The organism is Micromonospora sp. NPDC049275 (assembly GCF_043197115.1).
In the GTDB taxonomy this organism is placed as follows: domain Bacteria; phylum Actinomycetota; class Actinomycetes; order Mycobacteriales; family Micromonosporaceae; genus Micromonospora.
On record NZ_JBICSN010000001.1, the window covers coordinates 320,318 to 336,452 of the forward strand.

The 16,135-nt window shown below is 73.3% G+C and carries 13 protein-coding genes; 8 read left to right on the forward strand and 5 right to left on the reverse strand.

Annotation, left to right across the window (positions count from 1 at the left end):
* Positions 1 to 4 precede the first annotated feature (4 nt).
* Entirely contained in the window at positions 5 to 2,437 is a 2,433-nt protein-coding gene (locus tag ACGFIE_RS01525; RefSeq protein ID WP_393289916.1) for an ATP-binding protein, read from the forward strand.
* A 69-nt stretch (positions 2,438 to 2,506) separates the two neighbouring features.
* Here ACGFIE_RS01525 and ACGFIE_RS01530 read toward each other — a convergent pair whose 3' ends face one another.
* From ACGFIE_RS01530 to ACGFIE_RS01550, 5 genes are read right to left on the reverse strand one after another with little or no spacing between them, the layout of a single operon-like run.
* Positions 2,507 to 4,720, reverse strand: coding sequence for a glycoside hydrolase family 27 protein (locus ACGFIE_RS01530; RefSeq protein ID WP_393289919.1), 2,214 nt, complete (start codon positions 4,718 to 4,720; stop codon positions 2,507 to 2,509).
* Between the two features lie 46 nt (positions 4,721 to 4,766).
* A complete protein-coding gene (locus tag ACGFIE_RS01535) occupies positions 4,767 to 6,854 on the reverse strand; it encodes an alpha-galactosidase (protein ID WP_393289922.1) in 2,088 nt (695 codons plus the stop codon).
* Positions 6,851 to 7,672 carry a carbohydrate ABC transporter permease gene (locus tag ACGFIE_RS01540; RefSeq protein ID WP_393289924.1) on the reverse strand — a complete coding sequence of 274 codons (822 nt, stop codon included), beginning with the start codon at positions 7,670 to 7,672 and terminating at the stop codon, positions 6,851 to 6,853. Before ACGFIE_RS01540 ends, ACGFIE_RS01535 begins: the two co-directional genes overlap by 4 nt.
* Positions 7,672 to 8,589 carry a sugar ABC transporter permease gene (locus tag ACGFIE_RS01545; protein WP_357240798.1) on the reverse strand — a complete coding sequence of 306 codons (918 nt, stop codon included), beginning with the start codon at positions 8,587 to 8,589 and terminating at the stop codon, positions 7,672 to 7,674. The genes ACGFIE_RS01540 and ACGFIE_RS01545 overlap by 1 nt, the downstream gene beginning before the upstream one ends.
* 1 nt (position 8,590) lies before the next feature.
* A complete protein-coding gene (locus ACGFIE_RS01550) occupies positions 8,591 to 9,886 on the reverse strand; it encodes an ABC transporter substrate-binding protein (RefSeq protein WP_393289926.1) in 1,296 nt (431 codons plus the stop codon).
* Between the two features lie 158 nt (positions 9,887 to 10,044).
* On the opposite strand from ACGFIE_RS01550, the gene ACGFIE_RS01555 reads away from it, so the two are divergent.
* The 7 genes from ACGFIE_RS01555 to ACGFIE_RS01585 all read left to right on the forward strand — a co-directional run bounded on the left by ACGFIE_RS01555 (position 10,045) and on the right by ACGFIE_RS01585 (position 16,040).
* Entirely contained in the window at positions 10,045 to 10,791 is a 747-nt protein-coding gene (locus ACGFIE_RS01555) for an SDR family NAD(P)-dependent oxidoreductase (protein WP_393289928.1), read from the forward strand.
* Positions 10,792 to 10,826: 35 nt separating this feature from the next.
* Positions 10,827 to 11,537, forward strand: coding sequence for an FCD domain-containing protein (locus tag ACGFIE_RS01560; RefSeq protein ID WP_363684921.1), 711 nt, complete (start codon positions 10,827 to 10,829; stop codon positions 11,535 to 11,537).
* The gene (dgoD, locus tag ACGFIE_RS01565; protein WP_393289930.1) at positions 11,534 to 12,679 is read left to right on the forward strand and encodes a galactonate dehydratase; all 1,146 of its coding nucleotides are present in this window, start codon (positions 11,534 to 11,536) and stop codon (positions 12,677 to 12,679) included. Before ACGFIE_RS01560 ends, dgoD begins: the two co-directional genes overlap by 4 nt.
* Positions 12,673 to 13,521, forward strand: a complete 849-nt coding sequence (locus tag ACGFIE_RS01570) for a hypothetical protein (RefSeq protein WP_393289932.1) — start codon at positions 12,673 to 12,675, stop codon at positions 13,519 to 13,521. Before dgoD ends, ACGFIE_RS01570 begins: the two co-directional genes overlap by 7 nt.
* A complete protein-coding gene (locus tag ACGFIE_RS01575; RefSeq protein ID WP_393289934.1) occupies positions 13,518 to 14,138 on the forward strand; it encodes a bifunctional 4-hydroxy-2-oxoglutarate aldolase/2-dehydro-3-deoxy-phosphogluconate aldolase in 621 nt (206 codons plus the stop codon). The genes ACGFIE_RS01570 and ACGFIE_RS01575 overlap by 4 nt, the downstream gene beginning before the upstream one ends.
* Positions 14,135 to 15,076 carry a sugar kinase gene (locus ACGFIE_RS01580; protein ID WP_393289936.1) on the forward strand — a complete coding sequence of 314 codons (942 nt, stop codon included), beginning with the start codon at positions 14,135 to 14,137 and terminating at the stop codon, positions 15,074 to 15,076. Before ACGFIE_RS01575 ends, ACGFIE_RS01580 begins: the two co-directional genes overlap by 4 nt.
* 82 nt (positions 15,077 to 15,158) lie before the next feature.
* Positions 15,159 to 16,040, forward strand: coding sequence for an SMP-30/gluconolactonase/LRE family protein (locus tag ACGFIE_RS01585; protein ID WP_393289938.1), 882 nt, complete (start codon positions 15,159 to 15,161; stop codon positions 16,038 to 16,040).
* Positions 16,041 to 16,135 lie beyond the last annotated feature (95 nt).

The window sequence follows — 16,135 nt, forward strand, 5'->3', positions numbered from 1 at the left end:
CACGGTGAGCGGCGACGACGACAACACGACGTGGGGCGGCGGGGGTTCCACCTCCGTCCGCCCCGCGCGCCTGCGCGGGGCCATCGAGTTCGTCGGGCGGACGGCGGAACTGGCCCGGCTCCGCCGGCTCGTCGACGCGCCGCCGTGCCTGGTCCTGCTGGAGGGCGAGCCCGGCATCGGCAAGAGTCGCCTGATCACCGAGCTCCTCGCCACGCTTCCCGGCCGCCACCTGGTCGGCGAGTGCGACGACGTCCCGGAGCCCTTTCCGTTCGGCGTACTGCTGGACGCCATCCGGACGGGCGCGGACCGGCTGGGACCGGTCGACGGGCTCAACCCGGTGGCCGGCGCCCTGGCGCCACTCCTGCCCGAACTGGCTGACGCGTTGCCCGCCGTGCCGCCACCGTTGGCCGACCCGGCTGCCGAACGACACCGGCTGCTCCGGGCCGTCGCCGCGGTGCTGACCGCGCTGAGCCCCGCCACGCTGCTTCTCGAAGACCTGCACTGGGCCGACCCGGCGACCTGCGAATTCCTCGGCTACCTCAGCGCCCGTCCGGTGGACGGCCTGGCCGTCGTGCTGACGGCCCGCACGCCGCCACCGGGCGGCAGCACACCGATCCACGACGTCTTCTCGCGTACGCCCCGGGCGGTCACCCGCGTTCTGTTGGGTCCTCTGGACGCCGACGACGTACGCCGTCTGGCCGCCCGGACCCTGCGGCTGGACGCCCCGTCACCCCGGCTCACCGCCGCCCTGCTGGACCGCACCGCCGGCATCCCGTTCGTGGTGGAGGAGGTGCTGCGCACGCTCGCCGAGCGGGGCGGCGACCCGCTGGCCGACGACAGCGTGCCGTTCGTCCTGCAGGACGTGCTGCTCTGGCGACTGCGCCCGCTGGACGATGCCACCCGGGAGGTGCTCGGCGCCGCCGCCGTGCTGGGCCGGACGCCTGATCAGCGCGTCCTCGCCGCGGTGCTCGCCCAGGACCGGGCATCCGTGGGCGCGGCGCTCACCGCCGCGCACCGGGCGGGCCTGCTGCACGACACCGGCGAGGGGTTGCGGTTCCGCCACGACCTGGCCCGCCAGGTGGTGTACCACCTGGTGCCCCGGGAGACCCGGGAGTGGCTGCACCTGCGCGTCGCCCGGGTGCTGGAGCAGGAGTTGCCCAGGCCGGTTGCCCAACTCGCTTACCACTACCGGCTGGCCGGCAGCGGCGCCGACTTCGTCCGCAACGCCGAAGCCGCCGCCGACCTCGCCACCGAGCGCGGCGACGACGCCACGGCCGCCGACTTCCTGCTCCAGACGATGGACGTCGCCGAGCTGCCCCGGCCGGTACGGGCCCGGCTGGCCGGCAAACTCGGTCGGTCGGCGATCGACGGGCTCAGTCAGGCGACCGCGATTCCCGTGCTGGAGCGGCTGTTGGCCGACCGGCGGCTGCCGCCCGGTACCCGGGGCGAGCTGGGTCTGGTGCTCGGGCGGATGCTGCGCCAGCAGGGCGAGGCTCTGCGCGGGTACGCCGAGATCGAACGGGCCGTGCCGTACCTGCGGGCACCGCGCCGCAGGGCCCCGGCCCTCGCGGTCCTGGCGGCGCCCGACACCGTGGTGGGGCGGCACGTGGACGACCACCTGGCCCGGTGCGCGGAGGCGGAGGCCGCCGCCACGGCCAGCCAGGACCCGGCGGCGCACCTCGCGGTACGCATCGCCCGCGCCTCGCTGCTGCTGGAGCTGGGTGACCCGGCGGCGTGGGCGATCGTCGAGGAGCTACGCGGCGCGGTCGCCCTGGCCGACCGGCCCAGGGAACACGCGCGGGCCTGCCTGAACTGGGCGCAGGGCGCTCTGCACGCCGGGCACCTGGATCGGGCCGCCGCACTTCTCGCGGACGGCCGCGAGCTGGTCGAGGAGACCGGATACCAACGGCTGGCTCCCCTGGTGGAGGTGACGGAGCTGTCGCTGGACCGGGCGGCCGGACGGTTCGACGGGTTGGCCGAGCGGCTGTCGCGAGTGGTGGCCAGTGCCGAGCGGATGCCTGTCACCCTGCTCGACGCGCGAGCCGAGTTGGCCACCGTGCTGGGCCGCACCGCCGCCGGGGACGGCGAGACACGGCGCGCGGAACAGGCGTTGCGCGAGGTGGTGACCGACGCCAGGCGGGTCGGCGCGATCTGGCCGCTGGTGCAGGGGCTCTCGGCGCTGGCTCGGTTGACCCTGCCCGGACGGCCGGACGAGGCCGTCCGGCACGCCACCGAGGCGCTGACACTGGTGCGGGCCAAGGGAATCCTGGCGTGGGCCGCAGATGCTGTTGTGGTGCTGGCAGAGGCGGCAGTGCTGACGGGCGATCCGGCACGCGCTGCGTTGGCGGTCGCCGAGCTGGAGGCCGGGACCGCGGGTAGGGACGCGCCGCTCGCTCTCGCCGCACTGCGCCGGTGCCGGGAGCTCGTCCCGGCCTGAGCCGCCGCAGGCCGAACCGTGGGTGGTGCGGGTGGCGGGCCGCCGCTCAGCGGCCCGCCACCCCGCGGATCAGAGGACGATCTGGTGTACCCGGTCGTCCGCGCCACGCACGGCCAGCCAGGCGCTGCCGTTGGTGCCCGCGGCGGCCCCCGGGGCACCCCGGAACGCGTCGGTGGCGAACTCGCCGCGACGGAACCAGCCGCCCCACGACCCGTCGGTCAGGTTGCGTTGCCACAGCCGGTTGTCGGCGGCCAGCGCGAACAGGTAGACCCGCCCCGAGGTGGCGAGCAGCGTCGGGCTGCCGCTTGTGGTGCCACCCAGGTTGGTCCAGGCCGACCAGGTGGCGCCGGTCCGGCTGCGCCACCACACCTCGTCGGTACGGCTGCGCACGGCCACGTGCAGCACGCCGGCGTCGTCGACGACAGCGCTCGGCCGGCCGTAGGTCGGCCTGTCGTCGGGAGCGCCGATGCCGCTCCAGCCGCCGGTCGGGGTACGCGACCAGAGCTTGCCGTCGGCGCCACGGACGACGAGCGTCCACTGTGTGGGGCTGGTCCACGCCACCGTCGGGCCGTCGGTGAGCGTGCCGCCGAGGCTCTGCCACGGCCCCCACTTACCGGCGACGTAACTGCGTCGCCAGGCGGCGTTGTCGGTGCCGCGGACGAACACGTCGATCCGCCCGTTCGCCGAGGCGTACGCGGCCGGCTGGCCGAGGATCCGACCGCCGACCGGGCCGCCGAGCGAGGTCCACCCGGTCCCCCACGTCGTACCGGAGCGGGTGTTGACCGCCAGCGCGCCCCGCGCGTCGCGGACGAAGGCCGTGGCGTGCGCGTCGTCCACCCGAACCAGCGCGGGGCTGGCGCTGGCGGTGCCGCCGAGACTGGCGCCGGCGACCTGGTCGGTGCCGGTGAGGCCGAGCATGGCCACGCCGTGCGCCGGGACCTCGACTGTGTACGAGCCGGTGAACGGCTGGACGCCCGGCGTGTTCGGCTGGGCGTCCACGTCGGCGCGGGCCCACAGGTCACGAACACGGACCGATCCGCCGAGCGCGACGTCGGCGAAGGTCACGGTGATCTGCTGGGCGGTGTCGTGCCTGTTGAGCAGCGCGACCGCCCGCTTGCCGGGTCCGGTGAGCACCTTGCTCCACACCTGCGCGTCGGTGCCGGTGTCGGCGACCTTGACGCCCTGGCGGACCAGCGGGTCCTGGTCCACCGCGACGATCTCGGGGTTGGTCAGCGCCGAGATCATCTCCCTCGGCAGGCCGCGCGGGTCGGAGCCGATCACCAGCGGCGCGGCCATGATGGCCCACATGCCGAGCTGCGTCTTGGACTCCTCCAGGCTCAGCTCGTACCCGCCGTCGGGCAGCGGTCGCATCGGCAGCAGGTAGTCCGGGTCGTTGTAGTGCCCCGGCCCGGTGGCCGCCGGGTGGTACGCGTTGACGTCCATGTTGCGCAGCACCCACGGGTACGCCCACTGCGGGCTCGGGTCGGTCAGGCCCACGTCGGTGTACGTCCGCCACGAGTCGGCGATGGTCGGCGCGTACGTGTAGCTCCAGGTGGAGAGCTGCTCCGGGGTGTACGGACCACCACCCCAGTCCGAGCTGACCGGGTTGCAGATGTTGAGCAGCATCGGCCGGGGCGACTGGCGTACCGCCTGCGCCAGCTCGCGGAACGTGGCCTCCGGGTCGAGGCCGGCGGCCCGGCCGCACAGCCAGTCGGCCTTGAGGGCGTCGAAGCCCCAGCCGGCGAACTGCGCGATGTCGGCCTGGTAGTGGCCGTTGCTGCCGAGCCCACACTGTCCCGGCAGGTACGGGCCGGCGTCGGTGTAGATGCCGGCCTTCATCCCCAGGCTGTGGATGTACGCGGCAAGCGCGGCCATCCCGCCCGGGAAGCGGGCCGGGTCGGCGACGAGCTGACCGGCCTCGTTGCGCGGGGTGGGCGCGGCCCAGTTGCCGTCGATCCAGACGTACGTGTAGCCGGCGTCGCGCAGGCCACTGCGGACCATGTGGTCGGCGACCGACCTGACCTCGGCCTCGGTGGGATCGCCACCGAGGCCGAAGTAGGTGTTCCAGCCCTGGTAGGGCGTCGGGGCGAGCCCACTGTCGAAGAACGTGGGCGCGCCCTGGTCCTCGGCTCCGGCGCTGGCCGGCGTGTGGCCGGGGCGACCGGGACCGTGGCCGGCCTGCGGTGGGCCAGCGTGGGGCGGAGCGGCCATGGCCGCTGCGGGGCTGGCCAGGCCCAGGCCGAGTACGGCCAGGGCAGCGGTCAGCTGTCGGTTCAGGCGCATGGAGGTACTCCTGTCCCTCGGGGGTGGGGGTGGTGGTGCTCCGGCCTCAGTCGCGGGTCAGCACGATGAGGTCGGCGTCGTGGGTCGCGCTCCACTGCACGGGCAGGCCGACCGCGCCGAGGTGGCTGCCGGAGTAGTGCCGCTCGCCGTCGGAGTAGCGGGCCGCCGGGTCGAGGCCGCGGAGTGGCAGCCGGACCGGGCGTGACGGAAGCAGGCCGGCGCCGTCGAGCCGGCCGGTGTGCCAGGCCAGCACGACCACCCGACGCTGGTCCGGCGCGGTGTACTGCACCGCGCAGCGGGCCTGGTCGGGGCCGCCGATCAGGTTCACCTCGCCGCGCGTGACGACGTCGCGGATCTCCTTGTAGCGGGCGATCCAGTCGGCCGCCTCGGCCCGCTCGGCGGGAGTCCACGCCCGGATGTCCGCGCCGATGCCGAGCACGCCGGCCATCGCCAGCACGAAGCGGAACGCCAGCGTTCGCGGGCGGGGATCGAACAGGCCGGGCGCGTCGGTGACCCAGGAGCTGAGCAGGTGCGGGGCGTTGGCGTGCAGGAAGCCGTACTGGATGGCCAGCCGGTCCAGCGGGCCGGTGTTGTCGCTGGGCCAGAAGACGTCGGCGCGGGCGGCCATCGCCAGGTCGGTCCGTCCGCCGCCGCCGGCACACGCCTCGATCAGCACGTCGGGGTGGTCCCGGCGCAGCCGCTCGTAGATCCGGTGCAGGTTGGCGACGTGCGCGCCGTCCAGGTCGAGGGGACCGACCCCGCCGGGGCGACCCGGCTCGGTCCGCGGCCTGTTGAAGTCCCACTTCAGGTAGTCGATGTCGTACCGACGCAGCAGCCCGTCCACCGTGGAGTGGACGAACTCGGCGACCTCGGGTCGGCCCAGGTCGAGCAGGTACTGGTTGCGGACCGGGGTGAGCGGTCGGCCGTCCACGGCGTACACCCAGTCCGGGTGTTCGGCGTACAGGGTCGACTTCGGGTTGACGCACTCCGGCTCCACCCAGAGCCCGAAGTTCAGCCCGAGCGCGCGGACCTCGGCGACGAACGCGTCGAAGCCGGCGGGGAACTTGGCCGGGTCGGGCGTCCAGTCGCCCAGGCCGGCCGTGTCGTCGTTCCGGCCGACGAACCAGCCGTCGTCCACCACGAACGTCTCCACGCCCAGCTCGGCGGCGATCCGGGCGAGCGCCAACTGACTCTGCGCCTCGACGGCGAAGTAGGTGGCCTCCCAGGAGTTGTAGAGCACCGGGCGCGGGGTGAGCCGGTCTCCGGCCAGCAGCCGCTGGTGGGTGTGCCAGACCCGGGCCAGACCGTCCAGGCCGTCCGGGCTGTACGCGCCGGTGACCACCGGCAGTGTCAACCGCTCGCCGGGGGCCATCTCCAGCGGGCCGTCGACCAGTTGGCGGCCGACCCGCACCCGGGTCAGGCCGCCGGTGTCCCGCTCGGCGCTGATCTCCCACGAGCCGGTCCAGGCCAGCGCCATCCCCCAGGCCGGGCCGGCCGGCTCGGCGGTGTCGCGGACGGCCAGCCAGGGCACGTGCAGGTGCCCGGGTACGCCCTGGGAGCTGCCGATGCCGAACGCGCCGTGGCCCAGCTCGACGTGCGAGAGCTGGAACTCCTGCGACCACTGCCCCCACTGGTGGCTGAGCAGCGCGCCGTGCGGCGTCGGTACGCAGAACCCGCCCGAGCCGGCGCGGACGACCCGCAGCGTGTCGGTGCCGTCGTTGCTCAGCTCGACCCAGCGCTGCACCACGTCGGTACCCTCGGGCACGCGGTAGTGCACTGTGGCGCGCAGCCGGGTCACCGGGTCGGCGAAGTCGACGGCCAGTTCCCGCTGGTAGGCGTCGATCCGCGCGTCGGTGTGCACGAACCCCACCCGGCGCTTCCCGTCCACGGTCTCGATCACCAGGTCGGCGCCCGTGAAGGGGCGGTCGGCGTCGGTGGCGTACTCGATGGGGGCGGCGTCCCCGGCGGTGAGGAACGGCACCGGCCCGTCGTAGGCGACAGGCGACGGCCCGTCGGAGACGCCGTGCGGCCCCCACGCGACAAGCTCCAGCCAGCGCCCGTGCGCGGGCACGGCGACGGTGTACTCGGTGTGCGCACCACGCAGCGTCCAGCGCTGCCCGGCCTCGGCGGTCACTTGACCGCTCCGAGCGCCAGCCCGGAGACGAAGTGCCGCTGGAAGCGGAGGAACACCGCGACGGTGGGCACGGCCGCGATGACAGTACCGGCGGCGATGACGTTCCAGGACGAGACGAACTGGCCCTGGAGGGCGAGCAGCGCCGGGGTGACGGGCATGTTGTCGTCGGTCCGCAGCACGGTGATCGCCCAGAGCAGGTCGTTGAAGATCCACGTGAAGGAGAGCGCGCCGAGGGCGGCCAACGCGGGGCGGGTCAGCGGCAGCATCACCCTCGTGAAGATCTGCGCGGTGCCGGCGCCGTCGATGGTGGCCGCCTCCTGGATCTCGCCCGGCAGGTCCCGCATGAATCCGTGCAGGACGAACGTGTAGAAGCCGAGCCCGAAGCCGACCTGCACCGCGATCAGCGCCCAGAGCGTGTCGTACAGGCCGGTCAGCTCGCTGAACTTCGCCACCGGGATGAGGAGGATCTGCGGTGGCAGCAGGTTGCCGGCGAGCATCAACAGCAGGATCGTCCGCCGCCCGGGGATCCGGAACCGACTCAGCGCGAACGCCGCCATCGCCGCGAGCCCGAGGCTCAGCACCACCGACGGGACGGCCACCACCATGCTGTTGATCAGCGCCCGCAGCTCGCCGCCGTCGGTCCACGCCTGCCGGTACGTGTCCAGGGTGAACGACCGGGGCAGGCTGCCCACCCCGTGCGCGGCGATGTCGTCGAACGACCGGGTCGACATCACCACGACCCAGAGCACCGGACCCAGCCAGAGCAGCGACAGCAGGATCATGCCGGTGTGGAAGGCCCCGGTACGGAGCTTGTTCATCACGCTTCCTCCCGGAACGCGCGGACCAGGTAGCCGAGGATGACCGCCAGCGCGAGCACGAAGATCACGACGGCGATGGCGGAGGCATAGCCCAGCCGCAGGCTCTGGAACGCGGTCGAGTACATGTAGGTGCTCAGGAGCTCCGACGAGTGGTACGGGCCGCCCTTGGTGAGCGACCAGACGATGTCGAAGGAGCGCAGCGAGTCGATCACGATGACCGAGAGCACCACCGCGTTGACCCCCTTGAGCTGGGGAATGGTCACGTGCCGCAGCCGCTGCCAGGAGTTGGCGCCGTCCATTCGCGCAGCCTCGTGCAGCGCCGGGTCGATGGCCTTCAGGCCGGCCAGGAACAGCACCATGACGTACCCGATCTGCCGCCACAGCGCGGGCAGGATCACCGCGTACAGAGCGGTCTGCGGGTCGGCGAGCCAGGGCCGGATCAGGCTCTCCAGCCCGACGGCGCGCAGGATCGTGTCGGCGATGCCGTCGGGTTGGTAGAACACCCGCCAGACCAGCGCGGTCACCACGAGCGAGAACACCACCGGGGTGAACAGCGCGGCCCGGTAGAAGCCGACGCCGCGTCGCTCCTTCTGCAGGACCAGCGCCATGCCGAAGCCACCCAGCACGGAGAGACCGCCGAAGAGCACCAGCCAGATGACCGTGTTGATCAGCGCGCCGCGGAAGGTGGCGTCGCCGGCCAGCTCGACGTAGTTGTCGGTGCCGACGAAGGCCGGCGACGACATTCCGTCCCAGCGGGTGAGCGAGAACCAGAAGCCCTGGAGCGCCGGCCAGAACACCCAGATGCTCTCGACCGCGAACGGCACCAGGACGAACGCCACCAGCAGCGGCGACAGTCGGGCCGACCGTCGCCGCCGCCGGGTGGGGGTGACCGAAGTCGTGGAGATCGTTGCTGTCACGTCAGCCCTTGAAGACCTTCTCGGCGCCGGCCTGCCACTCCCGCAGGATCGCGTCGATCTGGTCCGGCTTGTCGATGAACTTGGTAAGCGCGGTGTCCGCGGTCGGTTGGAGCGCGTCGCTGGAGTCGCGGTTGAAGAACTGGGTCAGCTCCTTGGCCTCGTCCAACATCGCCTTGCCCTTGACCACCAGCGGCGAGTCGGACGCCTTGGCCTTCGGGTTGGCCGGCAGGACGATGCCGGAGCTGGCCCTGACGTACGCCTCCTGCGCCTCGGTCGAGGCCAGGTACGTGAGCAGAGCCCGGGTGCCGGTCGGGTTGGCGGTCTTCGCGCTGGCGAAGAAGCCGTCCGTCGGCGCCTCCTCGGCCAGCGGCACCGCCGGGTCGATGATCGGGAACCGGAAGAAGTCGAGGTCGCCGAGGGCGTCCTTGGGAGCGGCGTCGGCGAAGAACGTGCCGATCAGGAACATCCCCGTCTTGCCGGCCAGCAGCGCGGTGGTCGCCTCCTGGAACGGGTACGCCTTGCCCTTGGGGTCGAAGTAGGGCAGTGCCTCCCGCCAGCGGGTGAACACCGCCTTGACCTTCGGGTCGTCGAAGCGCTGCTTGCCGGCGAGCAGCTCGCGGTGGAACTGTGCGCCGTTGATCCGGATGTTGAGGTAGTCGAACCAGGCCGATGCGACCCACGGGGTGTCGCCGAGGCCGATGCCGATCGGGGGGACGCCCTTGCTCTTCAGCGTCTCGCAGACCGCCAGGAACTCCGTCCAGGTCTTCGGCTCCTGCACGCCCCACTTGGCGAAGTTGGACTTTCGGTAGAAGAAGCCCCACCAGTAGTTGTTCATCGGCACGAAGATCTGCTTGCCGCTGGCGTCGGTGGAGAGGGTGCGCAGCGACTGGGGGTAGTCGCCAAGCGACTTCCAGACGTCGGAGACGTCCAGCAGCAGGTTCTTGCTCGCGTAGTCGTTGGCTACCGAACCCGCGTACCAGGTGTAGAGGTCCGGCGGGTTGGCCGAGGTGAGGTACGTGGGGAGCTGGGTCCGGAAGGTCTCCGAGGCGATCGTGTTGAGGCTCGCCGTGCCCTTGCCCTGCTTGTTGAACGTCTCGATCAGCTTCTCCATCGCCGCCTTGGCCTGCGGCGAGGAGAGGTTGGACTGGATGGTGACCGCGCCCGAGCCGTTGCCCGCGGCCGGCCCGCTGGCGGAGCTGGCGCACGCGCTGAGGAACGAGCTCGCGCCGAGCGCACCCAGGCCCGCGAGCCCGAGGTGGCCAAGGAATCGCCGGCGACCGGGGTCGAAGTCGCTCACGGTGGTGTCCTTCCTCTACGACACGCAGCGTTACGACGCGATGTGTCGGCCAGGTGAATGTGTGTGACCAGAAGGTTGCATCGGCCGTCGCCGGCTGTCAAGATATCTTCGTAATTAATGATTAGATGAGATCAAGGCGAGGTCAGGTGGATCAGCCTATGCGCCGGCTTGAAGGCAAGAACGCGCTGGTCACCGGCGCGATGGGTGGGATCGGCGCGGCCATCGCCCGGCGACTCGCTGCCGAAGGCGCGGCTGTCGCACTGCTCGACGTGGCAGACACGACACCGCTGGCCGAGGAACTGACCGCTCGCGGTGACCGCGCACTGTCCGTAGTGGGCGATGTCAGCGAGGAGGCCGACTGGACGGCGGCCGTGACCGCCGTACGGGCCGGCCTCGGCCCGGTCGACATCCTCGTCAGCACCGCGTACGCCGTGCGGGTCGCCCCGGCCCACGAGACCAGCCGACAGTCCTGGGACCACCAGCTCGGCGTCAGCCTCACCGGCTCGTTCCTCGGCGTCCGCGCCTGCCTGGACGACCTGCGGGCACGCGCCGGCGCGGTGGTGCTGATCTCCTCGGTACACGCGCTGGTCGGGCTGCCCGGCCGGCCCGCGTACGCGGCGGCCAAGGGCGGCCTGGTCGCGCTCGGCCGGCAACTCGCCGTCGAGTACGGGCCACAGGTGCGGGTCAACACCGTGCTGCCCGGTCCCATCCTCACCGCCGCCTGGGCCGAGGTGTCCGAAGAGGACCGCCGGCGCAGCGTCGCCGAGACCGTGGCGAAGCGCTTCGGCACCCCGGACGAGGTGGCCGGGGCAGTCGCCTTCCTCGCCTCGCCGGACGCCGCCTACGTCACCGGCGCGAGCCTCGTGGTGGACGGTGGCTGGACAGCGGTGAAAGCCTCGGCCTGAGAGATCGATACCGACCAGCGAGAAGGCCAGGAGCATTGGCACAGTACGCACGCCGCGGCATTCACGGGCAGACCGTCGAAGCGATCGCCCGTCGCATCCTCACCGGTGAGATCCCTGCCGGCGCGACCCTGAACATCGTCGCTCTCCAGGAGGAGTTCGACGTCAGCCTGACGGCCCTGCGCGAGGCGCTGAAGGTCCTCTCCGCCAAGGGCATCGTCGACGCCCGGCAGAAGCGCGGCACCTTCGTCCGGCCCCGCGCCGACTGGAACCTGCTCGACGGCGACGTGATCCGCTGGCAGTTCGCCGAGGGCCCCGACGAGCGTCTGCTCGAAAAGCTGCACGAGGTGCGCGCCATCATCGAGCCGGCCGCCGCGCGGCTGGCCGCCACCCGCGCGACCGAGGACGACGTGGCCGCCCTCGACCGGGCACTCACCGAGATGGCCGAGGCCGACGGTGACCCTGCCGCCGCCGTCGCCGCCGACCTCGCCTTCCACCGTGCGCTGCTCGCCGCCACCCACAACGAGCTGCTGGAACGGATGGAGGTGGTGATGGAGACCGGGCTCGCCGAACGCGACCGCCTCGTGCACGGCGGCGCCGCGCACGACGACCCGGTGCCGAGCCACCGCGCGGTCGTCGACGCGCTGCGCGAGCGGGACGAGTCGGCGGCCGAGACCGCCATGCGTGAGTTGCTGGACAAGGCCGTCCGCGACGTCGAGAAGGCACGGGGACGAAGGGGCAGTCAGTGAAGATCGAGCGGATCGAGACGTTCCTGGTCGCGCCACGGTGGTTGTTCTGCCGGGTGGAGACCGACGACGGGCTCGTCGGATGGGGTGAACCGGTCATCGAGGGCCGCGCCGAGGTGGTGCGCAGCGCGGTCGAGGTGCTCTCCGAATACCTGGTCGGTCAGGATCCCCTGCGCGTCGAGCAGCACTGGCAGGTGCTCACCAAGGGCGGCTTCTACCGGGGCGGCCCGATCCTCTCCAGCGCCGTCGCCGGCCTCGACCAGGCACTGTGGGACATCGCCGGGCAGGCGTACGCCGCACCGGTGCACGCACTGCTCGGCGGAGCCGTCCGCGAGAAGGTACGGATCTACTCCTGGATCGGCGGGGACGAGCCCGACGAGGTCGCCGACGCCGCCGCCGCGCAGGTCGCCGCAGGCCTCACCGGGGTCAAGATGAACGCCTGCGGCCGGCTCTCCGCCATCCCCACCTCCGCCGAGGTGGACGCCATAGTCAATCGGGTCGCCGCCGCCCGGGAGGTGCTCGGCCCGGATCGGGACATCGCACTGGACTTCCACGGCCGTGCCGGGCTGGCCGCCGTACGCCGGATCCTGCCCGAGCTGGCGCCGCTGCGCCCGTTCTTCGTGGAGGAGCCGGTCCTGCCCGACCAGGCCCACCACCTGCGCGACATCGTCGCCGGCACGCCGATCCCGGTGGCCACCGGTGAACGCCTCTACGGCCGCTCCGAGTTCCTCACCCCGTTGCAGGCCGGTGTCGCCGTCGTCCAGCCGGACCTGTCGCACGCCGGTGGCATCTCCGAGGTCCGCCGGATCGCCGCGCTGGCCGAGACGTACGGCGCGCTGCTCGCCCCGCACTGCCCGCTCGGCCCGATCTCCCTGGCGGCCAGCCTCCAGGTGGCCTTCGCGACGCCGAACTTCCTGATCCAGGAGCAGAGCATCGGCATCCACTACAACGTCGGCTCGGAGCTGCTGGACTACGTGCTCGACCCGGAGCCGTTCCGTTTCGTGGACGGGCACATCGCCCGCTTCGACCGGCCCGGCCTGGGCATCACCGTGGACGAGGCGGCGGTCCGCAAGGCCGCGCAGACCCCGCACACCTGGCGCAACCCGGTCTGGCAGCACGACGACGGGTCGTTCGCCGAATGGTGACCGGGCCGGTGCCGCTGCGGGTGGCGTACGACGCCGCGCACGGCGGCCGGTGGACCAGCCTCAACGGCGGAGAACGGGAGTGGCTGTGGCGGGGCCTGGCACACGGCCGGCACGACGTACGCCCCGACGAACCGTTCGTCGACGCCGGCGGCCTGGAGGAGTGCCTGCCCACCGTGCGCGGGCTACCCGACCACGGCGAGGTGTGGTCGCGGCCGTGGCGGAGCGCCGGCCCCGGCACCGTGGTGATCCAGCGGCCGACGTTCACGCTGAGCCGCCGGATCACCGATGACTGTGGCGTGGTGGTGGCCGACTACCGGCTGGCCGCCGACCCCGGTCACCGGTTCGTCTGGGCCGCGCACGCCCTGCTCGACCTCTCCCCCGCCGCCCGCCTCGACGCGCCCGCCGGCACCCTGACCCGGCTGCACCCGGAGGCCGCCGTGCTGCTCCCGCCGGACGCCTGGCGCGACGGCGACCCGTGGCTCACCGGGTCGTGGCCCTCCCCCGCCGGTTTGCCGCTGGACACGCTCGGCCCCGACGACGGCACCGCCCTCGGCGCGGTGCTGCTCGACTGCCCACGGGTCCAGGTGATCGACGGCGACGACCGGCTGACCCTGGAGCTGGAGTGCGCCGACCAGCCCCGCAGCACGGCGCTCTGGCGGAACCTGGGTGGCTGGCCGACCGACCGTCCCTACCGCAGCATCGGTGTCGAGCCGATGCTCGGCGCCGCCTTCGACCTGGCCGACGCCGGCCCCTCCGACGCGGCGATCGTCCCGCACACCGGTGAGGTCGCCTGGCGACTCACCATCTCCGCCCACCGCATCCACCGAGGACATTCGCGATGAACCTGCTCGACGAGTTGCGTACCCACCGGTTGCTGGCCATCGTGCGCGGCCCGGACCCGGCCGCGGCGCTGGCCGCCGTGCTCACCCTTGCCGAGAGCGGCGTCGCCCTGGTCGAGGTCTCGCTGACCAGCGCCGACGCGCTCGGCATCATCCGCCGCGCCCGGGCCGCCCTCGGGCCCGGGTACGCCCTTGGCGCGGGCACCGTGCTCAGCACCGAGGACGCCCGGGCGGCCGCCGAGGCCGGCGCCGGCTTCCTCGTCACCCCGGCGCTGGCGCCGAGCGTCACCGAGGCCGCCCGGCTCGACCTGCCGGTGCTCGCCGGCGCGCTCACCCCCACCGAGGTGGTGCAGGCCAGCAGCGCGGGCGCCGCCGCCGTCAAGCTCTTCCCCGCCTCGTTCGGTGGGCCCGACTACCTGGGCGCGCTGCGTGACCCGTTCCCCGGCACCGCGTTCGTGCCGGTCGGCGGGGTCGACGCGGACGGCGCGCGACGCTACCTCGACCGGGGAGCGGTGGCGGTAGGCGTCGGCTCGCCGCTGCTCGGCGACGCCGTCCGTGGCGGTGACCCGGCCGCGCTGCGCGAGCGCGCGGCCGCCTTCCTCGCGGCGGTACGGCAGTGACCGACCTGCTCACGCTCGGCGAGACGATGGCCGCCTTCCGCACCACCGGCCCGCTGCGGCTGGGCGGCACCGCCGGGATCTCCGTCGCCGGGTCCGAGTCGACGGTGGCCATCGGGCTGGCCCGGCTCGGTCACCACGCCACCTGGCTCGGTGTCACAGGCGCGGACGAGCCCGGCGAGCTGGTCCGCCGCACACTGCGCGCCGAGGGCGTCGACCTGACCTGGTCCCGGGTCGACCCGGCCGCGCCCACCGGGCTGATCCTCTTCGAGAACCGGGTCGCCGACATCAACCGGGTCACCTACCACCGCGCCGGCTCGGCCGGCTCCCGGCTCGGCCCGGCCGACGTCACACGCGTCTTCGACGCGCCCGGGCCGCCGCCCCGGCTGCTGCACGTCACGGGCATCACCTGCGCACTGGGCACCGGGCCGTACCAGGCGGTGGTGGAGGCGGTACGCCGGGCGCGTGCGGCGGGCAGCACCATCTGCCTGGACGTCAACCATCGCAGCCGGCTCTGGTCGGTAGCCGAGGCCGCGGCGGCGCTGCGCCCGCTGCTGCCCTCGATCGACCTGGTGGTCGCCTCCGACGACGAGCTGGCCGTGCTGAGCGACGCGTCCGACCCGGTCGACGCGCTGCTCGCGGCGGGCGTGACCGAGGTCGTCGTGAAGCACGGCGGCGACGGGGCCACCAGTCACCGCGCGACAGGCGCCCTGCACCGGCCGGCCCGGACGGTGCCGGTGGTGGACACCGTCGGCGCGGGCGACGCCTTCGTGGCCGGCCTGCTCTCCGGTTGGCTGGACGGCGCCGACGCCTCGGCCCGGCTGGACCGGGCGGTCACCACCGGCGCGTTCGCGGTCGCCACCACTGGCGACTGGGAGGGCCTGCCCGACCGGGCGGAGCTGACGCTGCTCGACCACGGCCCCGGCGGTACGGTCCGCTGACGAGTGCGACGGCCGGCGCGGGCCGCCGCACCGACTGCCGCGGACCAGCCGCCGCCGACCGGAGATCCTTTGGAGGAGCACCATGGAGCTGACCGAGCCGACCGTCTGGAGCACCGACCGGCTGGAGCTGGGTGAGGGCCTGCGCTGGGTCGACGACCGGCTGGTCCTGGTCGACCTGCTGGCCGGGCGGCTGTTGGAGACCGACGGCGACGCCCCGACCCCGCTGCGCGAGCTGCGCCGCCTCGACGTGCCGCTCGGCGCGGTCGCCCCGGTGGTCGACCGACCGGGCGAGTGGCTGGCCGCCGCCGGCACCGGCGTCGCAGTGCTGCCCGCCACCGGCGATCCCCGACCGGTAGCCGACCTGGTCGGTGACGCGTCCGAGCCGACCCGGATGAACGACGCGGTCGCCGACCCGCACGGCCGCTTCTGGGCCGGCAGCATGACGTACGCCGCGGTGCCCGGCGGGGGCACGTTGTTCCGCCTCACCCCGGGCGCCGAGCCGGTGCCCGCGGTGACCGGGCTGACCATCCCGAACGGGCCGGCGTTCGACGCGGCCGGCACCACCATGTACCTGGCCGACACGCCACGCGGCGAGATCGACAGGTTCACCGTCGACCCCACCACCGGCGCCCTGCACGGGCGGGAGCCGTTCGTGCGGCTGTCGCCGGCCGACGGCGGTCCGGACGGCATGACGCTCGACGCGGCCGGCCACCTCTGGATCGCGCTGTGGGGCGGCTCCGCGGTCCGCCGCTACCGGCCCGACGGCACCCTCGATCGGGAGATCCGACTGCCGGCCAGGCAGCCGGCCGGCATCTGCCTGGGGGGCCCCGACCTGCGCCGCCTCTTCGTCGGCACCGCCCGGGTGGGGCTGGACACGCCGGGCCCGCAGGACGGCGCGCTGCTCGCGGTGGACGTCCCGGTGCCCGGCCTGCCCGCCGCGCGAGCCGGTGCACCAGTGAGCTGATCGGAGGCATATCGGACGCCAGGGCGGGAACAACCGCTTCCGAAGCGGTACCAGCCGACGCTAGGGAGCGAGCCGATGAGCACCGTGGGGCGGGC

Excerpts from the sequence above, each read along its gene's own strand:
- ACGFIE_RS01575 (WP_393289934.1), top strand. The coding sequence starts at position 13,518 with ATGAACCTGCTCGACGAGTTGCGTACCCACCGGTTGCTGGCCATCGTG.
- ACGFIE_RS01555 (WP_393289928.1), top strand. The coding sequence starts at position 10,045 with ATGCGCCGGCTTGAAGGCAAGAACGCGCTGGTCACCGGCGCGATGGGT.
- ACGFIE_RS01540 (WP_393289924.1), bottom strand. The coding sequence starts at position 7,672 with ATGAACAAGCTCCGTACCGGGGCCTTCCACACCGGCATGATCCTGCTG.
- ACGFIE_RS01585 (WP_393289938.1), top strand. The coding sequence starts at position 15,159 with ATGGAGCTGACCGAGCCGACCGTCTGGAGCACCGACCGGCTGGAGCTG.
- ACGFIE_RS01570 (WP_393289932.1), top strand. The coding sequence starts at position 12,673 with ATGGTGACCGGGCCGGTGCCGCTGCGGGTGGCGTACGACGCCGCGCAC.
- ACGFIE_RS01530 (WP_393289919.1), bottom strand. The coding sequence starts at position 4,720 with ATGCGCCTGAACCGACAGCTGACCGCTGCCCTGGCCGTACTCGGCCTG.